Genomic DNA, 23,976 nt, shown 5'->3' on the forward strand with positions numbered 1-23,976 from the left:
GCCGCTCCTCCCGTCTGCCGATGAATTCCATACTTCCGCTTACGCCGGCGCCGCTCGACACCGGCCGCCTGCTGCTTCGCCCGGCCCGTCGCGCGCATGCGCCGGCGCTGCACGCATACGTCGTCGCCAACCGCGCGCACCTGGCGCCCTGGGAGCCGTCGCGGCCCGAGTCGTTCTACACGCTGGCGTCGATCGAGACGCGCCTGGATGCGATGGAGGACAGCATCGCATCCGGTCGCGCGCTGCATCTGCTCGCATTCGATAAGGATGACGATCGATTGGTCGGCGAGTGCCATTTCACCCAGATCGCGCCGGAGCCGTTTCTCGCATGCTATCTCGGGTTTTCGATCGCACACGACCGCGAAGGGCAGGGCCTGATGCGCGAATGCCTCGAGGCTGCGATTCGCCACGTGTTCGACGAACTCGGCCTGCATCGCGTGATGGCGAATCATCGCCCCGAAAACACGCGCAGCGCGCGGCTTCTGAAGCGGCTCGGTTTCGAGCAGGAGGGTTTTGCGCGCGCGTATCTGAGGATCAACGGCGTGTGGGCCGACCACGTGCTGACTGCGCTGACGAATCCCGTGCCGGTTTGAAGGCGGTGCACCTGCCCGTCATTCAGGAAATCTATTCATTCACGCTGCTGAATGATCGGACTGCACAGGAATTGAGAGGCCGGTTCAATTCGAATCGACCATGTTTGATGCGATCAAACTTTAAATGGAATGCATTTAAGAGAGATATTGAAATTTGTTTGATTCCATCAAACTTGCGATATTTACTTGAAATTTTCCTGTGAAGTTTGATGCAATCAAACTTTGAGTATTTCATCAAAAAAAGTTTGACGCTCGTTTTTTTTCCTTGATATCTTTCACAATCAAGAAACGACGGTTTGATTTGAAATATTTAACCCGCCCGGGCATATCGCCCTGGAGCGGCCTGCGTGGCCGCGTTCTGGCTTTCATTTGCCATTCGCGTCCCAAGCCGGTAAATATCCCGCTCTTATTCGATAAGAGAATAATGATTGGCAAATAGTCGATTTGCCCGCCCAGCAAGGCCGGCGGGCGCGGATTGCATTTTCAATAAATAAGCAATTCGCATTTTCTGGAAAATGAAACCGGACCTGTCGTTATTCGAGGCCGTGGTTGAAACGGGTGGGCGAAATTCGCTTCGGGGGATTGAAGGTGAGCATCAAGATCGAGGATGGAGTGCTCGCGGGCAGCAGCGGGCTGGCGAAGCTCGGGCGTCCGCGGCAATTCGGCGCCAGGCAGCAGCACCCGGTGCGCCGGTTCGGCGGGATCGCGGTCGTGCTGCTGCTGCACGCGGTGCTGATCTATGCGCTGGTCAACGGCCTCGCGACCAAGGTCGTGCAGGTGATCCAGCATCCGATCGAAACCCGCATCATCGAGCCGGTGAAACCGCCGCCGCCCCCGCCGCCGATGCCGGTGGTCAAGCTGCCGCCGCCGAAGGTCGCGCTGCCCCCGCCGCCGTTCGTGCCGCCGCCGGAGGTGCCGGTGCAGGCGCCGTCGCAATCGACCATCACGCATCAGGCGGCGCCGGTGCCGTCCGCGCCGGCGGTGCAGGCGCCGGTGGTGGCGCCGGCCGTGCCCGCCGCGAAACCGGTCAGCCATGAAGTCGGGGTGGTCTGCCCGAACTCCGACCAGATGCGCGCGGCGATGCAGTATCCGAAGGAAGCGCAGGAAAACAACATCACCGGCGACGTCACGATCGAATTCGTCGTCGATGCGGAAGGCAACATCACCGGCGAGCGGGTCGCGCAGTCGGCCGATCCGATCCTCGATCGCGCCGCGTACAACACGGTCAAGCGATTCAAGTGCATGGCCCAGGGGCAGGCGGTGAGGGTGCAGGTGCCGTTCTCGTTCAACCTGAACTGAGCGGGCTCGCGGGCAGAAGAACCGGACGATCAAGCGTCCTATTTAGTAAGTTTAACGAAAGAATTGGAGTAGGTATGGCAAAGCGTTCACTGGCCGCGCTGGCGGCCTGCATGTTGATCTCCGGCGCAGCGCTCGATGCGCTCGTCGCGCCGCAGGCGGCGTTCGCGCAGGCCAGCGGGCCCGTGGCCGCCGCGTCGCTCGCGGCGGCGCCGCAAGCCGCCGCGCCGCAGGCCGGCGCGGCCGAGCCCGCGCCGCCGCCCGCACCGGCGGCGGCCAGGGCGGTCGAGAACCCGTACGGCCTCGGCGCGCTGTGGAAGAACGGCGACTTCGTCGCGCGCTTCGTGCTGATCCTGCTCGTGATCATGTCGATGGGCAGCTGGTACATCATGATCGCCAAGTTCGTCGAGCAGTTCCGCGCGAACCGGCGCGCGACGCTCGCGGACGAACAGCTCTGGTCGGCCCCGTCGCTGTCGGACGGCGCGAAGCTGCTCGACGAGGCGTCGCCGTTCCGTTTCATCGCCGAAACCGCGATCGAAGCCGGCGAGCATCACGACGAGGCGCTGCTCGAAGCGGTCGATCGCAATACCTGGATCGACGTGTCGGTCGAGCGCGCGATCACCAACGTGTCGAACCGGCTGCAGGACGGCCTCGCGTTCCTCGCGACGGTCGGCTCGACCGCGCCGTTCGTCGGCCTGTTCGGCACCGTGTGGGGCATCTATCACGCGCTGACCGCGATCGGCATCGCGGGCCAGGCGTCGATCGACAAGGTCGCGGGCCCGGTGGGCGAGGCGCTGATCATGACGGCGATCGGCCTGGCCGTCGCGGTGCCGGCGGTGCTCGGCTACAACTTCCTGGTTCGCCGCAACAAATCGGTGATGGAGCGCGTGCGCGGCTTCGGCGCGCAGCTGCACACGGTGCTGCTGGCCGGCGGCAGGCGCCCGGTGCGCGCCGTGGGCGCGCCGGCCGCGGCGCTGGTCCGCTGACGCGAGCGAGGTGCGCGATGGCCATGAGCGTCGGGCAGGACGACAACGACGAGGTGATCGCCAACATCAACACGACGCCGCTCGTCGACGTGATGCTGGTGCTGCTGATCATCTTCCTGATCACGATTCCGGTCGTGACGCATACGATCCCGCTGGAGCTGCCGAAGGAGACGGTGCAGCCGCTGCAGACCGCGCCGAAGAGCGTCGAGATCGCGGTGAACCGGGACGGGAAATTCTTCTGGGGCGAAGCGCTGGTGGACGGCCCGACGCTGCTCGCGAAGCTGAAGGCCGTGTCGCAGATGTCGCCGCAGCCCGACGTGCACGTGCGCGGCGACGAGAACACGCGCTACGAATTCATCGGCCGGGTGGTCACGGCCTGCGAGCGGGCGGGCATCGTCAAGGTGTCGTTCATCACTGAGCCGCCGGCGCGCGGCGGATAGGAGTCGACGATGGGCATGAACGTAACTTCGGGCGGCGGCGAGCCGGACGTGATGGTGGACATCAACACGACGCCGCTGATCGACGTGATGCTGGTGCTGTTGATCATGCTGATCATCACCATTCCGATCCAGATGCATTCGGTCAGGATGGACCTGCCGGTCGGCAATCCGCCGCCGCCGGCGAAGCCGCCTCAGGCCGTGCAGATCGATATCGACGCCGCCGGCGCGACGACCTGGAACGGCGCGCGGGTGCCGGACCGCGCGGCGCTCGAGCAGAAGCTCGCGCAGGTGGCCGCCGAGCCGGAGCAGGCCGAGATTCGCCTGCGGCCGGACCGGCAGGCGCCGTACAAGGCCGTCGCGGGCGTGCTGGCAAGCGCGCAGCGTGTCGGGGCGACCCGCATCGGGTTGATCGGCAACGAGCAATACATGCCGTGACGGCGGCCGGCGCGCCGTGTCGCGGTTGGGTCGGGTTGGGTTGGGGGAACGGGCGGGCGAGGACGTGAAATGGCCATGTTGATACGCAGTGCAAAATTCATGCGGGGCAAGGTGAAAGGCAACCCTTCCGCGACCGCGGCTTCCATCGGTGCGCCGTCACGCTGAACGCCGGCGGCATGCCCGCCGCACGGGATGCACATTCATCCAACAGATTTCGACTACGAGGCCCGTCCCACCATGGTTTCGCCTTACGACGAATCGGTGCTTGTCGCCGCGTCCTCAATAGGAAACAAGATCCGCGTGCTGCGGCGGCAGCTCAAGCTCACTCTCGACGTCACCGCGGCCGCGGCGGGGATCTCGAAGCCGTTCCTGTCGCAGGTCGAGCGCGGCCGCGCGACGCCGTCCATCGCGTCGCTCGTCGGCATCGCGAAGGCGCTGGGCGTCACGATCGACCATTTCGTCGGCCCGCCCGACGACACGCCGCCTGCCTGCCCGGGCGAGCCGCTGCCGCGCGCGGGCGCCGAGATGCTGGCGGGCGCATTCGCGCAACTGTCGCACCTGACGAACGGCACGAAGCTCGACGCGATGCTGTTCCGGATCCCGGTCGGCGAGGCGGCGGCGGAAGTCGCGTCGTACACGGGCGAAGAATTCCTGTACGTGATGAACGGCCAGGTCGAGCTGACGCTGGATGACCGCACCGTCGTGCTGAAGGCGGGCGAGACCGCGCATTACGAATCGACGGTCTCGCATGCGTGGAGCAACGCCGCGCATGAAGAAGCCGTGGTCGTTTGGGTGGGGGCGCCGCGGCACTGAAGAATGACAGGGACGACGCATTCATCCGTCCATGAAAGTCGATCAGGATGACTGATGGTATGGCGGATAAAAGGAAAAACGCAGCAGCGCAGGTAGCAGGTCGGCAATAACGGGACCGGTATGCAAACGCCCTCGATCGGGCGGGGATTCACGAGATCCCGACGCAAAACCGGCGGATTCCAATCGATGAACGAGTGGGGCAAGATGAAGCAGAGAGCTTTGGCGTTGGCGGTCAAGAGGATGATCTGGGCGGAGGTGGCGCTGACGGCCACGTTGGCGGCGCCGGCATTTGCGCAGAGCCAGCCGTCGCCCGGCGGCGCGTCGGTCGCGCAGGCGGCCGCGCAGGATGCGCCCGCGGCGGCCGAGCCGGACGCGGCGGCGCCCGGAAAGAACAAGGTCGCGCAGATCAAGCGGTTCGAAGTCACGGGTTCGCTGATCCGCAGCGCGGACAAGGTCGGCTTCAACCAGGTGCAGACCGTGACGGCCAAGGATATCGAGAGCAGCGGCTACACCAGCGTGTCGGATTACCTGCGCGGCGTGTCGGCGAACTCGTCGAGCAGCTGGGGCGAAGGCTCCGGCGCGCAGGGCAGCTTCGCGCCGGGCGGCGCGGGCATCGCGCTGCGCGGCCTGAGCGAGAAATACACGCTGGTGCTGGTGGACGGGCAGCGCGTGGCGCCGTATGCGTTCGCGGTGAACGGCACCGACCAGTTCTTCGACCTGAACACGCTGCCGATCAACATCATCGACCGCATCGAGATCGTGAAGACCGGCGCGGTGTCGCAGTACGGCTCCGACGCGATCGCGGGCGTCGTGAACATCATCACGAAGAAGAACTTCCAGGGCCTCGAGCTCGGCGGCAGCTACGGCGGCGCGACGCAGGACGGCGGCGGCGCGGGCACCAGCCAGTTCAGCCTGCTCGGCGGCTTCGGCGACCTGAACGCCGACCGCTTCAACGTGACGGCGGCGCTCAGCTACTACAAGTCGAACGGCGTGCTGGCGTCTGATCGCGACATGTCGCAGAACCAGGATTTCTCGAACTTTCCCGGCGGCCTGAACAACGAGTCGCTGTCGTACTGGCGCCGCAACGGCACCAACATCCCGCTGTCGCCGTGCCCGAACGGCGGCCGGCCGATCGCGTCGAATTCGACCGCGCAGGCGTTCGGCGCGGGCGGCACGGTATGCGGCAACAACACGGCGTATGCATCGTCGATCTCGCCGTGGACCGAGCGCCTGAGCGCGAAGGTGCACGCCGACTTCAAGATCAGCGACGCGATGCAGGCGTTCGCCGACCTGTGGGAAAGCAACAATACGACGGTCACGAACACCGGCGTCGGCCGGCTCGGTTCGAGCACGCAGACTTTCGATCCGGCCACGGGCGGCGTCAAGCTGGTGTCGAACGTCGTGCCCGGCAGCAATCCGTACAACCCGTTCGGCGCGCCGACGCAGTTGCGCTACGCGTTCGGCGATACGCAGTCGGTGCACACGAGCGCGAATTTCTGGCGGGCGGCGACGGGCGTGAAGGGCACCTTCTCGACGCCGAAGGTGGGCGACTGGGATTGGTCGGTCGCATACTCGCATTCGCAGAGCACGGTGTCGAACAACTTCTCGAACCGGATCCGCGCGTCCGCGCTGGAGAACCTCATCCAGAACGGCGGGTTCGACTTCGCGAACCCGTCCGCGACGCCGAACGGCCTGGACGGTTTGTACGGCAACACGGAAACGCAGGCGATCACGAAGCTCGACTCGGTCGACGCGACGATCGCGACGCCGAACCTGTTCACGCTGCCCACCGGCAATGTCGGCCTCGGCCTCGGCACGCAGTTCCTGCATGAAACCCAGTACATCGGCACGGGCCTCGGCTGGGCGAACGGCACGTTCATCCAGCCGGCGATGCAGTCGGTGAACGGCCAGCGCAACGTCGCGGCGATCTACTACCAGCTCGACGTGCCGATCCTGAAAAACCTCACCTTCAGCCAGTCGGGCCGCTACGATCATTACAGCGATTTCGGCGGCGCGTTCTCGCCGCGTTTCGCGCTGCGCTTCCAGCCGGTGCGCGAGTTCACGACCTACGCATCGTACACGCGCGGCTTCCGCGCACCGACGCTGATCGAGAACACGTCGTCGCGCACCTTCGCGACGCAGGGCGTGATCGACCGGAACGACCCGAACAACCCGGGCGCATACAACCTGACGGAGGAAATCCAGGCGGGCAACCAGAACCTGCAACCCGAGCGCACGAAGAACTACAACATCGGCTTCCAGCTGTCGCCGACGCGCACGACCGATATCGGCTTCGACTGGTACAAGATCCACGTCGACAACGTGATCGGCACCGACGACGTGCAGGGCGTGGTCGACGCGAACGATCCGTCCCGCGTGGTGCGCAACCCGAACGGCTCGATCGCATACGTGGTGATGCCGTACAAGAACCTGTCGCATCTCGACACGGACGGCTTCGAGACGACGTTCCGCCAGTCGGTGAAGACGGGCATCGGCACGTTCACGCTGTCGGGCGACTGGGCCTACGTGTGGCACTTCAAGATGCCGGTGGGCGGCGTCGAGACGGATTTCGCCGGCAACAACGGCTCGGTGAACCAGCCGTTCGGCGGCAGCTTCCCGCGCTGGAAGGGCAACACGAACCTGAACTGGAACTACCGGAAGTGGAGCTCCACGCTGACCTGGATCTACGTCGGGCCATACAGCCAGGCGATCCTGCCGGCCGGGAACTACCCGAACATGCAGGACAGCGTCGCGTCGTACAGCCAGTTCAACCTGACCGTCAGCTATACGGGGTTCAAGCACTGGACGCTGTATGCGGGCATCAACAACATCTTCAACCGCAAGCCGCCGTTCGATCCGGTGTACATGAACGCGGCCTACCAGACCGGCTACGACACGTCGCTGTATACGTACGTCGGCCGCTTCGCGCAGGCCGGCGCGACGTACCGGTTCTGACCTGACGGCGTGCACGCACGCCATTCGACCCGACCTCGCACCGGCCGCGCGCCGGTGCGGCCACACGAAACCCGACGATGACAGTGTTGATGGTGCAGATGCGGCGCGCCGCGTGCGCGGCGCTGCTCGCGTATGTCGCGACCGCCGCCACCGCGACGGCGGCGCCCGCGATCGCGCAGTTCGGCCAGCCGAAGTATCCGGCCGGTTTCACGCATTTCGATTACGCGGACCCTGCCGCGCCCGACGACGGCACGCTCAATTTCCAGAACTACGACGAGGCGCAAAGCTACGACTCGCTGAACCCGTTCCTGCTGCGCGGCGCGGCGGCGCCGGACATCCGCAACCTGATGTTCGATACGCTGATGCAGCGCAGCTGGGACGAGCTGGCGTCGTCGTATGCGCTGATCGCCGACGACGTGCAGGTCGCCCCCGACGGGATGTCGGCGACGTTCCACATCAACCCGGCCGCGCGCTTCTCGAACGGCGACCCGATCACGGCCGCGGACGTCAAGTATTCGTTCGACATGCTGACGAGCCCGCAGGCATCGCCGCTGTTCAACGCACAGTTCTCGGTGATCCGGCGCGCGGTGGCGGTCGACCGTCTGTCGATCCGCTTCGACTTCGCGCGTGCCGAGCGCGCCGCGCCGCTGATCGCCGGGGATCTGCCGGTGTTCTCGCCGAAATGGGGCCAACGGCCCGACGGCACGCGGCCGCCGTTCGACCAGATCGCGACCGAGCCGCCGATCGCGAGCGGCGCGTACCTGATCGAGCGGCGCAGGAACGACAAGCAGATCGTCTACGTGCGCAACCCGCGCTACTGGGCGGCGAACCTGCCGTCGCGGCGCGGCATGTATCGCTTCGCGCGCGTGTCGTTCAAGCTGTATCTCGACCAGTACACGATGCTCGAGGCGTTCAAGGCCGGCGACATCGACGCGCGGATGGAATTCAGCGCGACCCAGTGGGCGCGCCGCTACGTCGGCAAGAATTTCCGCAACGGCCTGCTCGCGCGCGGGACCTTCCCCGACGGCCCCGCGCAGATGCAGGGCTTCCTGATCAACCAGCGCAAGCCGCAGTTCGGCGACGTGCGCGTGCGCCACGCGCTGGCGCTCGCGTTCGACTACGACTGGATGAACCGGATGATGTTCTACGGGCAGTACCGCCGCACGAACAGCTACTGGGAAGCGAGCCCGTTCGGCGCGCACGGCATGCCGAGCGCCGGCGAGCTCACGCTGCTCGCGCCGTATCGCGCGGAACTGCCGCCCGAGGTGTTCGGCCCGATGGTGAAGCAGCCGTCGACGCTGCCGCCCGGCTCGCTGCGCGACAACCTGAAGCAGGCGCGCGACCTGCTCGCGCAGGCCGGCTGGCGCTACCGCGACGGCGCGCTGCGCGACGCGAGCGGCACGCCGATGACGATCGAGATCATCGACGACCAGCCGGGGATGGACCGGCTGATCCTGCCGTACATCCAGGCATTGGGACGGCTCGGCATCCGCGCGACGCTGCACGAGCTCGACAGCGCGCTGTACCAGCGGCGCATGGACAACTTCCAGTTCGACATGACGACCTTCATCTATCCGGTCGTCACGATTCCCGGCGCGGAGCTCGTGCGCCGCTTCGGCAGCGCGGCGGCGTCCGAGCCCGGTTCGGAGAACTATCCGGGCGTGCGCTCGAAGGCGGTCGATGCGCTGATCCGCGCGGCGCTGGCGGCCAACACGCTGGAGGACCTGCAGACCGCGACCCGCGCGCTCGATCGCGTGCTGATCAACCTGTACCTGCTGGTGCCGCAGTACTACCTGCCGAACGCGCGGATCGCCTACAAGACCACGTACGGGCATCCGCCCGTCATTCCGGCCTCCTATCAGTACGAGGACTGGATCATCGACTACTGGTACCGGAAGCGGCCGGCGGAGGCCGCGCCGCACGCCGGCACATAACGGAGCAAGGAACACGACGATGCTTGCCTATGTTCTCAGACGCCTGCTGCTGATGATCCCGACGCTGATCGGCGTCGTCACGATCACGTTCGTCGTCACGCAGTTCGTGCCCGGCGGCCCGGTCGAGCAGGTGCTCACGCAATTGCGCCACGGCGGCACGCGCGGCGGCGAAGCGGGCGGCGGTGGCGGCGGCTACCACGGCAGCCAGGGCATCGACCCGCAGCAGATCGCGCAGATCCGCCGGCAGTTCGGCTTCGACCAGCCGCCGCTCGTGCGCTATGCGACGATGCTGAAGCGCTACGCGCGCTTCGATCTCGGCGAGTCCTACTACGTGCATGCGCGCGTGTGGGACGTGATCCGCTCGAAGTTGCCCGTCTCGATCACGCTCGGCCTGTGGACGGTGCTCCTCACGTACCTGGTGTCGGTGCCGCTCGGCATCGCGAAGGCGGTGCGCAACGGCTCGCGCTTCGACACCGCGACGAGCGTGCTCGTGCTCGCCGGCTACGCGATTCCGGGCTTCGTGCTCGGCGTGCTGCTGCTGATGCTGTTCGGCGGCGGCACGTTCTGGCAGCTGTTCCCGATGCGCGGCCTCACGTCGGACGGCTTCGACGAGATGACGCTGGCCGGCCAGGCGCTCGACTATCTGTGGCATATCGCGCTGCCCGTCACGGCCGCGGTGATCGGCAACTTCGCGATCGTCACGATCCTGACGAAGAACACGTTCCTCGACGAGATCGGCCGGCAGTACGTGCTGACCGCGCGCGCGAAGGGCGTACCCGAGCGCGACGTGCTGTGGAAGCACGTGCTGCGCAACGCGGCGATTCCGCTGCTGACCGGGCTGCCGGCCGCGTTCGTCGGCGCGTTCCTGAACGGCAACCTGCTGATCGAGACGCTGTTCTCGCTCGACGGCATGGGCCAGCTTTCCTACGACTCGGTGATCCGCCGCGACTATCCGGTCGTGCTCGGTTCGCTGTTCCTGTTCACGCTCATCGGCCTCCTGACCAAACTCATCGCTGACGTCTGCTATGTCCTCGTCGACCCCCGCATCCAATTCGACCGCGTGGCGCGCTGACGCCGCGCACCCCGGCCGCACGGCGTCGCCGTGGCGGCGCACGTGGCAGCGCTTCCGCAGCCAGCCGCTCGGCTACTGGAGCTTCGTGATCTTCGTCGCGTTGTTCGCGATCAGCCTGTTCGCCGACGTGCTGTCGAACGACCGGCCGCTCGCGCTGCGCTACGACGGCCACTATTACTTCCCGATCCTGAAGGACTATCCGGAAACGCGGTTCGGCGGCGATTTCCCGGCCGGGACCAACTATCTCGATCCGTACATCCGCGCGAAGCTCGACGCGCCCGGCAACGTCGCGATCTATCCGCCGAACCGCTACCGCTACGACACGATCGACTACTTCGCATCGCGCCCGTATCCGGCGCCGCCGTCGGCGAGCAACTGGCTCGGCACCGACCAGTTCGGCCGCGACGTGCTGGCGCGGCTGCTCTACGGCTTCCGGCTGTCGGTGCTGATGGCGCTCGCGCTGACCGCGTCGGGCACGCTGCTCGGCGTGCTGGCGGGCGCCGTGCAGGGCTTCTACGGCGGCCGCACGGACCTGGTCGGCCAGCGGCTGGTCGAGATCTGGAGCGCGCTGCCGGACCTGTACCTGCTGATCATCTTCGCGTCGATCTTCGAGCCGTCGCTGTGGCTGCTGTTCGTGCTGCTGTCGATGTTCGGCTGGCTGCTGCTGTCCGATTACGTGCGCGCCGAATTCCTGCGCAACCGCGGGCTCGACTACGTGAAGGCCGCGCGCACGATGGGGCTGACCAATCGCCAGATCATCTGGCGGCACGTGCTGCCGAACAGCCTGACGCCGGTGATCACGTTCCTGCCGTTCCGGATGAGCGCGGCGATCCTGTCGCTGACGAGCCTCGACTTCCTCGGGCTCGGCGTGCCGCCGCCGGCGCCGAGCCTCGGCGAGCTGCTGAAGCAGGGCAAGAACAATCTCGACGCATGGTGGATCTCGCTGGCCGCGTTCGCGGCGCTCGTCGTCACGCTGCTGCTGCTGACGTTCATGGGCGACGCGCTGCGCAACGCGCTCGACACGCGCACGCGCGGCTCCGCATTCGGCGGAGGCCCGCGATGACGCAGCCGTTGCTGGAGATCGAGCGCTTTTCCGCGCAATTCGGCGCGCGCACCGTCGTGCGCGAGCTGAGCCTGTCGGTCGCGCGCGGCGAGCGCGTCGCGCTGGTCGGCGAATCGGGCTCGGGCAAGAGCGTGACCGCGCTGTCGATCCTGCGGCTCGTGCGCGGCGCGACGCTGTCGGGGCGGATCGTGTTCGACGGCGAGGATGTGCTGACGAAGACCGAGCGGCAGATGCGCGGCCTGCGCGGCGCGGACATCGCGATGGTGTTCCAGGAGCCGATGACCGCGCTCAATCCGCTCTACACGATCGGCCGGCAGATCGCGGAAAGCCTGCGGCTGCACGAAGGGCTGCGGCCCGGCGAAGCGCGCGAGCGCGGCATCGCGCTGCTGCGCCGCACCGGGATTCCGGAGCCGGAGCGGCGCATCGACAGCTTTCCGCACCAGCTTTCCGGCGGCCAGCGGCAGCGCGCGATGATCGCGATGGCGCTCGCGTGCCGGCCGCGCCTGCTGCTCGCCGACGAGCCGACCACCGCGCTCGACGTGACGGTGCGCGAACAGATCGTCGACCTGCTGCTCGAGCTGCAGGAACAGGAGGCGGCCGCGCGCGGGATGGCCGTGCTGCTGATCACGCACGACCTGAACCTCGTGCGCCGCTTCGCGCAGCGCGTCGCGGTGATGGAGCGCGGCGCGCTCGTCGAGACCAACGCGACCGGCGCGTTGTTCGACGCGCCGCGGCACCCGTACACGCGGCGCCTGCTCGACAGCGCGCCGCGCCGCGCGATCGGGCCCGTGGCGGACGACGCGCCGGCGATCCTCGACGTGCGCGCGCTCGCGGTCGACTACCGCACGGCCGCGAAGGGCTGGCGCGCGGTGTTCGGCCGGACGGCGTTCCGCGCGGTGCACGACGTGGCGCTGCGCTTGCGTCGCGGCGAGACCATCGGTATCGTCGGCGAATCGGGGTCGGGCAAGTCGACGCTCGCGGCCGCGGTGCTCGGGCTGCAGGCGCCGGCGGCCGGCACGATCGAGATCGGCGGGCGGCCGCTCGCGGCGCTGCATACGCAGGCCGGGCGCCGCGCGCTGTACGGACGGATGCAGGTCGTGTTCCAGGATCCTTTCGGTTCGCTGTCGCCGCGCATGACGATCGAGCAGATCGTCGGCGAGGGGCTCGCGCTGCATCGGCCGGAACTGTCGGCCGGCGCGCGCCGTGAGCGGATCGCGGCGCTGCTGGACGAAGTCGGGCTGCCGGCCGACGCGATGCCGCGCTATCCGCACGAGTTTTCCGGCGGGCAGCGGCAGCGGATCGCGATCGCGCGCGCGCTGGCGGTGGAGCCCGAATTGCTCGTGCTCGACGAGCCGACCAGCGCGCTCGACGTGTCGATCCAGAAGCAGGTGCTGACGCTGCTGACGAACCTGCAGGCCCGCTATCGGCTCAGCTACCTGTTCATCACGCACGACCTGGCCGTGATGCGCGCGATGGCGCACCGGGTGATCGTGATGCAGGCCGGGCGCGTGGTCGAGGCGGGCGATACGCTGCAGGTGTTGCATGCGCCGTCGCATCCTTATACCCGGGCGCTGATGGCGTCGTCGATGCTGGCGCCGTCGCACGAACCGTACGAGAGGGAACATGATTGACGAAAGCTGGGCGGACGCCGCGCGCGGGTTGCGCAGCGCCGCCGATTTCTGGGCGCTGCGCGTCGTCGACGAGACGACCGACGGCCACCAGGTGCGCAACGACGTCGCGTTGCCGGCGTCGCGCGTGCGCGACCGCGGCGCGATGCTGATCGCGTGGGCGGGGGCCGGCGCGGGCTACGCGGCGAGCGCGGACCTGTCGCCGCGCGGGCTGCAGGCCGCGCTCGACGTGGCCACCGCGCGCGCGAAGGCGAGCGCCGCGTGGTCGCTGATCGACCACCGGCAGGCGGCGCGCCCGCAGGCGGGCGGCGCGTACGCGTCGCCGGGCGTCGACGCGCCGCTGCCGTCGCGCGCCGAATGGATCGAACGCCTCGCGCACGAATGCGCGGCGGCGCGCATCGACGCGCGGATCGTCGAGCGCACGGCCGCCGTGACGATCACGCAGACCGACCAGCTGTTCGTGACGAGCGACGGCGTGCGGATCGACCAGCGGTTCCGCTTCCTGATGCCGGAGCTGAGCGCCGTCGCGCACGCGAACGGCGACACGCAGGTGCGCTCGCTCGGCCATTCGGGCACGCTCGCGCAGGGCGGCCTCGACGTGCTTGCGCGCTACGGCTTCGACGGCGCGGGCGCGCGCGTCGCCGACGAGGCGCTGCAGCTGCTCGCCGCGCCGAACTGCCCGTCGGGCCGCCGCGACCTGCTGCTGATGCCCGACCAGATGATGCTGCAGATCCACGAATCGATCGGCCATCCGCTCGAGCTCGACCGCATTCTCGGCGACGAGCGCAATTTCGCGGGCTGGAGCTTCGTGAAGCCGGAGATGTTCGGCAGCTACCGGTACGGCTCGCCGCTGCTGAACGTCACGTTCGATCCGGGGCTCGCATCGGAGGCGGCCTCGTATGCGTTCGACGACGACGGCAGCGCCGCGCACAAGCAGCACCTGATCCGCAACGGCGTGCTCGAGCGGCCGCTCGGCGGCGCGCTGTCGCAGCAGCGCGCGGGGCTGCCGGGCGTCGCGAACGCGCGGGCGTCGAGCTGGAACCGGGCGCCGATCGACCGGATGGCGAACCTGAACGTCGAGCCCGGCGACCAGACGCTCGACCAGCTGATCGCCGGCATCGAGCACGGCATCCTGATGCGCACCAACACGTCGTGGTCGATCGACGATCATCGCAACAAATTCCAGTTCGGCTGCGAGTTCGGCCAGCTGATCGAGCACGGCAAGCTGACGCAGGTCGTCAAGCAGCCGAACTACCGCGGCATTTCCGCGAGCTTCTGGCGCAGCCTGCGCGCCGTGGGCGATGCGAGCACCTTCGGCGTGTACGGCACGCCGTTCTGCGGCAAGGGCGAACCGATGCAGGTGATCCGGGTCGGCCACGCGTCGCCCGCGTGCGTGTTCGCCGACGTCGACGTTTTCGGAGGAGCGTGATGACGGGATTCGACACGGTAACGACCAGCACCACGACGGCGCTCGACTGGCGTACGCATTTCCTGCGCATCGCGGACGAAGCCGAGCGGCTGAAGGCGTCCGGCGAGATGGTGCTGCTGTGGTTCGCCGGCGAGACGTCCGATTTCGTCCGCTTCAACGAAGGCCGGATCCGCCAGACCGGGCGCGTGGTGCAGGGCAAGCTTGCCGTGCGGCTGATCGACGGCGCGCGGCAGGCGAGCGCCACATCGACGCTGGCGGGCGACCCCGCCGCCGACCTGCCGGCGCTTGCGGCGACGCTGCGTGCGCTGCGCGACGAGCTGCGCGACGCGTCCGACGATCCGCACCTGCTGGTCGACACGTCTACGTGGACGCAGGACACGCGCCGCACGGGCCGCCTGCCGGACGCGGACGCGCTCGCGCGGGTGGTGGCCGAATGCGCGCGCGGGCTCGATTTCGTCGGCTTTTATGCGGGCGGCTCGGTGGCGCGCGGGTTCGCGTCGTCGACGGGCAGCCGCGGCTGGCACGAAGTCGAGAACTTCGATTTCAACTGGTCGCTGTACGCGCCGGGCGGCCGCGCGATCAAGACGGCCTATGTCGGCGACGACTGGGACGACGCGGTGTTCGCGCGCAAGGTCGAGGCCGCCGCCGCGCGGCTGCCGGTGCTCGGCCGTGCGCCGAAGGCGCTCGCGCCGGGCCGTTATCGCACGTATTTCGCGCCGGCCGCGATCTACGAGATGACCTACCTGATCGGCTGGGACGGCTTCTCGGCGCGCGCGCACCAGAGCGCGCGCAGCGCGCTGCACAAGCTGCACGCGGGCGAGGTCGCGCTCGATCCGCGCGTGTCGATCGCCGAGAACCTGGCGCTCGACATCGTGCCGGCATTCAACGCGGACGGCTATCGCCGCGACAGCGTGCCGCTCGTCGTCGCGGGGCGCAGCGCCGAGCGGCTCGTCAGCGCGCGCAGCGCGCGCGAATACGCGCTGGCGCCGAACGGCGCGAACGATGACGAATCGCCGCAGTCGCTGACGATCGCGGGCGGCACGCTCGCGGACGACGACGCGCTCGCGGCGCTCGATACGGGGCTGTACGTCGGCAATCTCTGGTACCTGAACTTCTCCGACCGGATGAACTGCCGGATGACCGGGATGACGCGCTTCGCGACGTTCTGGGTCGAGGGCGGCGAGATCGTCGCGCCGGTCGACGCGATGCGCTTCGACGACAGCTTCTACCGGCTGTTCGGCCCGGGGCTCGAGCAGCTCGGCGCGACGCCCGCGCTGCAGCTGAACGACGCCGGCTGGGGCGAGCGCGCGACGGGCGGCGCGCAGGTGCCGGGCGCGCTCGTGCGCGGGTTCGAACTGACGCTGTGACGGGCGAGGGCGCGGCCGCCCTGCGATGCAAGGCAACCGCGCGAGCGGCCGGCGCCGGTCGACTAATCGCCGCCGCGACGCGGCGTGCCGTGTCGCGCGAGGAACCGATCGAGCTGGCCGGCAAACGCCTTGCTGTCGCGCGCGCTGAACGGCGCCGGGCCACCCGTGTCGATGCCTGCATTGCGGAGCTGGTCCATCACGTCGCGCATCGTCAGGCGCTCCTTGATGTTTTCACGCGTGAACCAGTTGCCGCGCGGGTCGAGCGCATGCGCGCCGCGCTCGATGACGGCGGCGGCGAGCGGTATGTCCGCGGTAATCACGAGGTCGCCGGCCGCGACGAGTTCGACGACGCGGGCATCGGCCGCGTCGAAACCCGCCGGCACCTGGATCGACTTGATGAACGGCGACGGCGGCGTGCGCAAATATTGGTTGGCCACCAGCGTCACCTGCACTTCGGCGCGCCGCGCGGCCCGAAACAGCATGTCCTTGATGACGGCGGGGCAGGCGTCAGCGTCGACGAGCACTTGCATGAGGACAACTCCAGTACGTTGGAACGCCATCGTATCTCAAGGTCGCGGTAGGCTCGCCGGCAATCGCTGCCCCTGGTCGAGCATCGGTTCGATGCTGCATACCCTGCCCGCCGTCAGTCGGCGATCGAACGAATGACCTTCGCCGGATTGCCGCCGACGAGCGTATTCGGGGGAACGTCCCGGGTGACGACGGCGCCCGCGCCGACCACCGCGTTTTCGCCCACCGTCACGCCGCCGATGACGGTCGCGCCGGCGCCGATCCAGACGTTGCGTTCGATCCTGATCGGCCTGGCGACGACGAACGCGCGCCGCCGGGACGGTTCGAGCGGGTGGCCGCTCGTGATGAGGCTCACGTTCGGCCCGATCATCACGTCGTCGCCGATGTCGAGCCCGCCGAGATCGTAGAACGTGCAGTTCTGGTTGATGAACACGTTGCGGCCGACGCGGATATCCGGCCCGCCGGTCGTATAGAACGGTGGAATCAACAGGACGCTGTCGTCGACCGGCTTGCCGATCAGCTCGCCGAACAACGCGCGCACCTCGTCCGCATCGTTGTACGTCAGGCGGTTGAGGCGGGCGGTGAGCGCCATCGCGCGCTTGATGTCGGCCTGCATGGCGGCCGATTCGGGCGTCCTTCCCGGAATGATCCTGGTTCGATCGTCATTCGCCATGCGTCGTTTTCCTCCGTGCCCGTTGGATCGGGCATTGTAGGACGGCATCCGGCATCCGCGACATCCGGTTCGCGCCCGTTGTAATAGAATTGCCGGCGCCCGTCCCGCCGCCCCGACAAGGCGGCCGACGAATCCGAGAGAGCGCCCCCTGAGCCGGTCGAATGAGCCACGACACCACAACCATAACGAGCTGCCCTGTCCGCAAGCGGCTGGCCTTGCGCCGTCAAGCCAGGCGCTTCCCGGATGCCGGCCTGAATCATTGGCTGGAAATCCAGCGCGACCCGTTGAAGTGGCTGGCCGACATGCATCGCGCATCGCCCGATCTCGCGAGCCTGCGGATGGGCGTGAAGCGGCTCTGGTGCGTGTTTCATCCCGAAGCGGTCCACGACCTGATGGTCTCCCATCGCGCCGACCTGCGGCGCTGGGAGCCGAGCCTGTGCATCATGCGCCAGTGGAACGGGCCGAGTTTCATGATGAAGGAGGGCGACGCGGCACGTCGCCAGCGCCAGGTGGTGCGCCCGCATATTCAGCCGCCCGCCGCGCAGGAGATCCAGCGTATCGCGCGACACTGGTCGGCGCGCCTCGTGCCGGGCCAGGTGGTCGACCTGGATCTGGAAATGGCCGCCTACAGCGTCACGCTGGCCGGCCATGCGTTGTTCGGCGTCGATCTCGGCCCGAACGCGGAAACCATTGCCAAGGCCGTGCGCATCCTGTCGCGCGTCGCGTTGCTCGAAACCAGCACGGGGCTGCCCCTCGGTCACTGGTTCCCGAGCAAGATGTGCCCGCGCAAGCGTTGGGCCCTGCGCGTGATGCGCTCGCAGATCGAGCGGGTCGTCGAGGAATCGGAGCGCCCGGTGGTCATGCATCGCGACGACCTCGCCACGCTGCTGATGGCCTCGCACCAGGCCACCGGCGCAACGCTGTCCTGGGCGCAACTGCTGCTGGCCCGGCATCCCGAGGTGCTGGCCGCGCTGCGCAAGGAACTCGCCACGATCGACTGGTCCGGCGTGACGCAGTTGCAGGACCTGCGTCGTGCGCCGCTGCTGCGCGCCGTGATCCAGGAAACCCTGCGCCTGTACCCGCCGGCCTACGCACTGGTGCCGCGCCAGCTGTCGCGCGCGATGACCGTGGCGGGCACGTCGTTCGCGCGCGGCGATATCGTGATGATCTCCAGCTGGATCACGCATCGCGACGCACGCTGGTTCCCCGAGCCCGATGCGTTCCGGCCCGAGCGCTTCATGCAAGCCGCGACCTGGCCGCAGGGCGCGTATTTTCCGTTCGGCGTCGGCGATCGCGCCTGCCCGGGCACCGGCATGGCGATGATGGACCTGGCCGTCTCGCTGGCTTACTGGGTCGAGCACTGGGACATGACGATCCTCGGGCCGGTGACCCCGCAAGGCTGGTTCTCCCTTCGCCCCAGGAATGCCCGGGTGCGCTTCGAACCGCGCATGCGTGCCGATTGCGAGCCGAACGAGACGCCGCGTCAGTAGAGGGGCGGCCCGATGCGCATCCCCGGGCCGGAAGGCGCGACGATTCGCCACGGACTCCGAAGTTTCATCGTGTCACGGCCCACATATGATCCACCGCGCTCGACGAGCGGGATGTGAAACGGCGCGCGATTCGATCATCGGCAACCGGCTTTACCGGATCGAACGGTTCTTGCTATCCTCGCCGCCGAATCCCGCTCTCCGAACCCATACCAGGAATTTCCCATGACGATCGACGCGCAGCCGGCTTCGCCACGCCCGGCGCATCACGACCGCAAGATGCTGGTGCTGTCGATGCTCGGAGGCGCGCTCGAGGTCTACGACTTCATCATCTTTTTCTTCTTCGCGGTGACGCTGAGCCGCGTGTTCTTTCCCCCCGACATGCCGCAATGGCTGAAGCTGCTGCAAAGCTTCGGCATTTTCGCCACCGGCTACCTCGCGCGCCCGCTCGGCGGCATCTGGATGGCGCATTTCGCCGATCGCAGCGGCCGCAAGCGCGTGTTCAGCCTGACCGTGCTGCTGATGGCGTTGCCGTGCTTCGCGATCGGCATCATGCCGACGTACGCGCAGATCGGTTATCTCGCGCCGCTCGTATTGCTGGCGATGCGGATCCTGCAGGGCGCAGCCGTCGGCGGCGAGGTGCCGAGCGCGTGGGCGTTCGTCGCCGAGCATGCGCGCAGCGGGCGCCGCGGCTACGTGCTCGGCATGCTGCAGGCCGGCCTCACGCTCGGCTATCTGCTCGGCGCGCTGACGGGCGCGGTGCTCGAACGATGCATCAGCCCTGCCCAGATGCTCGATTACGGCTGGCGCATTCCGTTCATTCTCGGCGGGCTGTTCGGGCTCGTCGGGGTCTGGATGCGCCGCCGGCTCAGCGAGACGCCGCGCTTTCTCGAGATGCAGGGCCGCCGCACGGCGGCCGTCGCGTTCCCGCTGCGCGAGGTGATCCGCGCGCAGCGCAGCGCGTTCATGCCGGCCGTCGCGCTCACCGCCGTGCTGACGTCGGCCGTCGTCGTGCTCGTGATCGTGACGCCGACCTTCATGCAGCAGCGCTTCGGCCTGGCGGCCCGCGAGACGTTCGCGATCAGCAGCGTGGGCATCGTGTTTCTGAACATCGGCTGCGTGATCGCGGGCCTCGTCGTCGACCGCATCGGCGCGTGGAAGGCCGTGGCGCTCTACAGCGCGCTGCTGCCGGTCGGCACGGCGGCGCTCTATGCGAGCCTCGCCGGCGGCGGCCACGGCGTCGCCATCGCGCTGGCCTATGCGTTTGCCGGACTGCTGTCGGGCGTGGTCGGGGCCGTGCCGTCCGTCATGGTTGCGCTGTTCTCGACCGCCATGCGCGTGTCGGGCATTTCGTTCACGTACAACCTGACCTACGCGATCTGGGCCAGCGCCGCGTCGCTGGCGCTCGTCGCGCTGATGCCGGCGAGCGCGTGGGTGTGCGTGCAGTTCACGTTCGGCGCCGGCGTGCTCGGTGTCGTCACGGCCCTGCGCTATGGCCGCAAGGTCTACTTCGGCGACTGGCACGGGCATCTCGACTTCCCGGCCACCGCGCGCACCGCCGAGGCGGCGCCCGGTCGAAGCGCCTGATTCCGCCTATGACGCGACGGCAAATGGACGCTCCCGGCGGGAATCCAAAAGGCAGGGCGCGCGCGTTATTTGGGGCGATTTAAAGCAGGGTCGAGGAATGAACGCCCCGTCAAATGCGGATTTAGAGTATTTGCACGAATTGGCGTAAAACGTCGTCTTGAATTGGCGAGCGCGGCAACGATTTCATCAATCGTTTTATAAAGCTCAACAATTTAGCCAGCCAATCAGCGCATCGCGATGCCGCGCTGCATTGATTCAAATGCGGGTCCGGCGCGGAATCGGTTCCATTCGAATTTATTTACCTAAATCAAATCGTGCGTCGCTAAATGAATTTTTTCGCACGCATGGCTTTATTTTCGATGCAGATCGGATAGCATGTCCCCCCAGGTCGGCCTCTCCGCGAATTGCCGAAGATGAATGAATCGGCATGAACGCGATTGGCGCGCCTGCGCGCAGTCGCAGGCGGCAATGAGGAAGCGGCCGAGCGCATTACCGCATCAGGCATTAAAAGAGCAAGAAGACTGTTGCATGCCCCGGGCCCCCTGTCAGGCGAAACAACGAGAAAGCGCCAAGGCGTCGAGTTTCCCGATCGCGTCTTGACGCCGTCGATTGCGACGCGTGTCCGCCGACCGAAGGCCATTCGGGATTCCCACTTACTCGACAGGAGACCGCCATGGCTCGTGTTCGTGTTGCCGCGTGTCCCGAATCGTCAGCGCGCCTCTCCTCATGCAAAACGTGCTGAGCCTCGACGCGAAGCGCCATCCCGTCGTCCCGCAGGGCCGGGGCGTGCGCTCGGTCGTCAACGGCGTGTCGTTGATCTGGGAAGCGGCGCCGGGCCTGCATGCGATCTCGATGGGCGTGGGCATCGGCCGGGGCGCTTATGACGATCCGCACGGCGAAGCGGGCCTCGCCCATTTCTGCGAGCACGCGCGGGTGGCCCAGGTCAACCGGATGATCGGGCCCGCCAAGGCGAGGGTGCTGTCGGTCGAGGCCTTCACCGAGCGAAACGAAACCTACTTCGTCGTGTGCGCGCTGAAACAGGACGCCGCGGTGCTCGGCGAATGGCTCGACGCATTCCTGAATCCGCGCCCCCTCGACGACGCGGCGATCGAGCAGGAGCGCGCCGTGCTCGTCGAGGAGGTCGCGACGCTCGAGAGCAGCGAGATCAGCCGGATCGACGACGAGTTCCTGAAGGCTGCCTACGGCGACGAGCGGATGTGGCGCCCCATCGGCGGGCGCGTGGCCGACGTCGCGGCGCTGGCCGGCGCGAACGTGCATCGCGCGATCGCCGACGACAACCGGCGCGGCAAGATCGCGGTGGCACTGGTCGGCGACCTGCAGCCGACCGGGCTGCTGGCCTCGGTCGAGCGCACGCTCGGGGTGCTGCCGCGCGCGCGTGAGACGGCGGCCGCGGCGGCGGCCGACCCTATGCCGACGCACGGCCTGGCGGCGGGCCGCGCGCCGATTCCGACGTCGTTGGGCGTCGGCTATTTCATGCTCGGCTACCCGGCGTTCCCGCGTTTCGACGAGCGCCGCGTGTCGCTCTATGCGATGAGCCTGATCTTCGGCGAGGACGAGCATTCGGTGCTCTACAAGGCGCTGCGCGTCGACAAGGCGCTGCTGTATGCGGTCAATTCCGAGTGCCATCTGTTCAAGGATCACGGCCATCTCATCATCCGCGGGATGGTGGCGTACGACAAGCTCGAGCGGGTGATGGACCATGTGTTCGAGCTCGCGGCGGCCATGCCGGCGATCGTGCAGGACCGTGTCGTGCAGGACGAAGCCCGGCAGGCGCTGATGCGCACGCTGCTGATGCGGCTCGACGATCCGCGCAACCGGCTGATGCGGCTGCTCAAGCACGAGATGTGGTTCGACGCGTACTTCGACTACGAGGACGACCTGGACTTCATCCGGGGCGTGACGCCGCAGAGCCTGCACGAGGTGACCGAAGCGGTGCTCCGGTCGCCGCCGCTCATCTGCCATGGGGTAGCGAATGGCTAAGGTACTTCTCATCAACCCCAATATCAAGATCGTCGATCGGGAGAAGGATCATTACTCGATCATGGAGCATCTTGGGCTGGGCCTGCTGTCCGCCGCGCTCAAGAAGGACGGGCACGTCGTGCGGATTCTCGACTGCTACGCGCACAACCTGTCCAACGACGCGGCGGTGGGCGCGTTTCTCGCGTTCGAGCCGGACTTCGTCGGGCTGACCGCGAACTACCTGAACTTCGATTCGGCGGTGGAAGTGGCCGAGCTGGCACGCCAGGTGCTCGACGACGTCTATGTTTTCGTCGGCGGCGAGCACTGCACGTATGCGGCCGAGGAAATTCTCGCCCGGCATCCGGCCATCCAGGCGGTGGTGCGCGGCGAGGGCGAAGAGGCCGTCGTGGAGCTGGTGGCGAAGGCGCCCAAGCTGCTGGGCGTCGCGGGCGTCTATTTCCGCGACGTGCGCACCAACATTCTCTTCAAGAATCCTGACCGTCCCGGCATCGAAGACCTGGACCGGCTGCCGCTGGCCGACCGCGCGACGCTCGACTACTGCCGCAGGCGCGATCTCAAGACCGCCATCGGCGTGATCGCGCAGCGCGGCTGCAACTTCAAATGCACGTTCTGCAATGCGAACAAGTACCTGCGGCTGGGCGGCGGCGCAGCCATCCGGCGGCGCACGGTCAAGAACGTGGTCGACGAGCTCGAGTATCTCTACGAGCACTACTTCCTCAAGGGCAACGTCGAGAAGCTCTATTTCTACGACGCCAACTTCATCGACGGCAGCAATCGCTCGAAGGCATGGGCGCGCGACCTCGCGCACGAAATCGTCCGCCGCGGCGTGGCCATGCCGTTCGAGGTTTACCTGCGCGGCGATTCGCTCAAGGGCGACGACGACGAGGTCGTGACGGACCTGAAGCGCGCCGGGCTGGAGGCGGCCTTCATCGGCATCGAATCGTTCGACCAGCAGGATCTCGGTTTCTACGGGAAGGACATCACCACCGAACGGCTCACCGAGGGCCTCGACCTGCTGCGGCGCCATCGCGTGCTCGGGCCGACCGCGGGCGTGATCATGTTCAACCCGTACAGCACGGTGCAGGGCATCCGCACCACGGCCCGGCTGCTCGCGCGCTTCGGTTATGCGTCGTTCTGGAACCTGTCGCAGCGGCTGCAGCTCTTTCCCGGCGTGAAGCTGGTGGACGAGCTGCGCGACAAAGGCCTGCTGGACGGCTACGACAAGTCCAACAAGGTGTATTCGTACCGCTTCCAGGAACCGATGATGGGGCGCCTGTCCGACCACCTGCTGCAGCTCAACGACGAAGTGGAAATCGTGCGGGACAACGCGCTGCCGCGCCATGTGTCCACCGAGCTGAACCGCATTCTCAACGCGGTCGAACTGCACGGGCTGGACGAGGCGAAGGCCAACCGCATCGCGGCGCCGGCGATGGCGCGGCTGCAATCGATCAACGGCCTGAACGTCGAGTATTTCCTGCAGACCATCGCGCACTTCGAGGGCGGCAGCGACGCCGGGGCGATCGCCGGCGACCGGCAATCCTACCTCGGCGAACTGGGCGCTTCCCTGGACAGTCTCGAGACCGAATTCAGCACGGCGCTGCATGGCTTACATGATTGGTTGATCAGCGAACGCTCCGCTGACGACCTTGCTGTTGCTTCGCCAGCCGGACAAGGGCGGTGAACCTGTCC

The 23,976-nt window shown here is 67.4% G+C and carries 19 protein-coding genes; 17 read left to right on the forward strand and 2 right to left on the reverse strand.

The annotated features are described in order from the left end of the window. The first annotated feature begins 20 nt into the window (after positions 1 to 20). The 13 genes from ABFO07_RS31505 (at position 21) to ABFO07_RS31565 (ending at position 16,011) form a co-directional block, all read left to right on the forward strand. Positions 21 to 593 (forward strand): GNAT family N-acetyltransferase, encoded by a 573-nt coding sequence (locus tag ABFO07_RS31505; RefSeq protein ID WP_059806561.1) that lies wholly within the window; start codon positions 21 to 23, stop codon positions 591 to 593. Between the two features lie 594 nt (positions 594 to 1,187). Then, complete coding sequence (locus ABFO07_RS31510) at positions 1,188 to 1,892, forward strand: energy transducer TonB (RefSeq protein ID WP_059564975.1); 705 nt, start codon at positions 1,188 to 1,190, stop codon at positions 1,890 to 1,892. Positions 1,893 to 1,966: 74 nt separating this feature from the next. Continuing rightward, positions 1,967 to 2,875 carry a MotA/TolQ/ExbB proton channel family protein gene (locus ABFO07_RS31515; RefSeq protein WP_059883394.1) on the forward strand — a complete coding sequence of 303 codons (909 nt, stop codon included), beginning with the start codon at positions 1,967 to 1,969 and terminating at the stop codon, positions 2,873 to 2,875. Positions 2,876 to 2,892: 17 nt separating this feature from the next. After that, positions 2,893 to 3,315 (forward strand): ExbD/TolR family protein, encoded by a 423-nt coding sequence (locus ABFO07_RS31520; RefSeq protein WP_059806556.1) that lies wholly within the window; start codon positions 2,893 to 2,895, stop codon positions 3,313 to 3,315. Between the two features lie 9 nt (positions 3,316 to 3,324). After that, positions 3,325 to 3,750, forward strand: coding sequence for an ExbD/TolR family protein (locus ABFO07_RS31525; RefSeq protein ID WP_059921142.1), 426 nt, complete (start codon positions 3,325 to 3,327; stop codon positions 3,748 to 3,750). 237 nt (positions 3,751 to 3,987) lie between these two features. Further along, on the forward strand, positions 3,988 to 4,563 hold the full coding sequence (locus tag ABFO07_RS31530) for a helix-turn-helix domain-containing protein (RefSeq protein ID WP_347469882.1): 576 nt from the start codon (positions 3,988 to 3,990) through the stop codon (positions 4,561 to 4,563). A gap of 204 nt (positions 4,564 to 4,767) precedes the next feature. Then, on the forward strand, positions 4,768 to 7,518 hold the full coding sequence (locus tag ABFO07_RS31535; protein ID WP_060015008.1) for a TonB-dependent receptor: 2,751 nt from the start codon (positions 4,768 to 4,770) through the stop codon (positions 7,516 to 7,518). 98 nt (positions 7,519 to 7,616) lie between these two features. Next, a complete protein-coding gene (locus ABFO07_RS31540) occupies positions 7,617 to 9,452 on the forward strand; it encodes an extracellular solute-binding protein (RefSeq protein ID WP_230951348.1) in 1,836 nt (611 codons plus the stop codon). A gap of 19 nt (positions 9,453 to 9,471) precedes the next feature. Then, positions 9,472 to 10,524, forward strand: coding sequence for a microcin C ABC transporter permease YejB (locus tag ABFO07_RS31545; protein WP_059564950.1), 1,053 nt, complete (start codon positions 9,472 to 9,474; stop codon positions 10,522 to 10,524). Then, positions 10,478 to 11,587 carry an ABC transporter permease gene (locus tag ABFO07_RS31550; protein ID WP_059960455.1) on the forward strand — a complete coding sequence of 370 codons (1,110 nt, stop codon included), beginning with the start codon at positions 10,478 to 10,480 and terminating at the stop codon, positions 11,585 to 11,587. The genes ABFO07_RS31545 and ABFO07_RS31550 overlap by 47 nt, the downstream gene beginning before the upstream one ends. Then, positions 11,584 to 13,218: an ABC transporter ATP-binding protein gene (locus tag ABFO07_RS31555; RefSeq protein ID WP_124490736.1), complete on the forward strand. Its 1,635-nt coding sequence runs from the start codon at positions 11,584 to 11,586 to the stop codon at positions 13,216 to 13,218. Before ABFO07_RS31550 ends, ABFO07_RS31555 begins: the two co-directional genes overlap by 4 nt. Then, entirely contained in the window at positions 13,211 to 14,644 is a 1,434-nt protein-coding gene (locus tag ABFO07_RS31560) for a TldD/PmbA family protein (RefSeq protein ID WP_059921133.1), read from the forward strand. The genes ABFO07_RS31555 and ABFO07_RS31560 overlap by 8 nt, the downstream gene beginning before the upstream one ends. After that, a complete protein-coding gene (locus ABFO07_RS31565; RefSeq protein ID WP_060149975.1) occupies positions 14,644 to 16,011 on the forward strand; it encodes a metallopeptidase TldD-related protein in 1,368 nt (455 codons plus the stop codon). The genes ABFO07_RS31560 and ABFO07_RS31565 overlap by 1 nt, the downstream gene beginning before the upstream one ends. Before the next feature lie 62 nt (positions 16,012 to 16,073). Here the strand turns inward: ABFO07_RS31565 and ABFO07_RS31570 are convergent, their stop codons facing one another. Then, positions 16,074 to 16,541, reverse strand: coding sequence for a YaiI/YqxD family protein (locus tag ABFO07_RS31570; protein WP_059806533.1), 468 nt, complete (start codon positions 16,539 to 16,541; stop codon positions 16,074 to 16,076). Positions 16,542 to 16,654: 113 nt separating this feature from the next. After that, positions 16,655 to 17,212, reverse strand: coding sequence for a sugar O-acetyltransferase (locus ABFO07_RS31575; RefSeq protein ID WP_059806530.1), 558 nt, complete (start codon positions 17,210 to 17,212; stop codon positions 16,655 to 16,657). Positions 17,213 to 17,373: 161 nt separating this feature from the next. On the opposite strand from ABFO07_RS31575, the gene ABFO07_RS31580 reads away from it, so the two are divergent. The 4 genes from ABFO07_RS31580 to ABFO07_RS31595 all read left to right on the forward strand — a co-directional run bounded on the left by ABFO07_RS31580 (position 17,374) and on the right by ABFO07_RS31595 (position 23,968). Beyond that, on the forward strand, positions 17,374 to 18,702 hold the full coding sequence (locus ABFO07_RS31580; RefSeq protein ID WP_059806526.1) for a cytochrome P450: 1,329 nt from the start codon (positions 17,374 to 17,376) through the stop codon (positions 18,700 to 18,702). Positions 18,703 to 18,924: 222 nt separating this feature from the next. Further along, positions 18,925 to 20,286: an MFS transporter gene (locus ABFO07_RS31585; RefSeq protein WP_430733099.1), complete on the forward strand. Its 1,362-nt coding sequence runs from the start codon at positions 18,925 to 18,927 to the stop codon at positions 20,284 to 20,286. Between the two features lie 726 nt (positions 20,287 to 21,012). Then, on the forward strand, positions 21,013 to 22,287 hold the full coding sequence (locus ABFO07_RS31590; protein ID WP_060014682.1) for a M16 family metallopeptidase: 1,275 nt from the start codon (positions 21,013 to 21,015) through the stop codon (positions 22,285 to 22,287). Continuing rightward, positions 22,280 to 23,968: a B12-binding domain-containing radical SAM protein gene (locus ABFO07_RS31595; protein WP_059806516.1), complete on the forward strand. Its 1,689-nt coding sequence runs from the start codon at positions 22,280 to 22,282 to the stop codon at positions 23,966 to 23,968. The genes ABFO07_RS31590 and ABFO07_RS31595 overlap by 8 nt, the downstream gene beginning before the upstream one ends. The last annotated feature ends 8 nt before the right edge of the window (positions 23,969 to 23,976 follow it).

Origin of the sequence: Burkholderia stagnalis (assembly GCF_039848545.1) — a bacterium.
GTDB lineage: Bacteria > Pseudomonadota > Gammaproteobacteria > Burkholderiales > Burkholderiaceae > Burkholderia > Burkholderia stagnalis.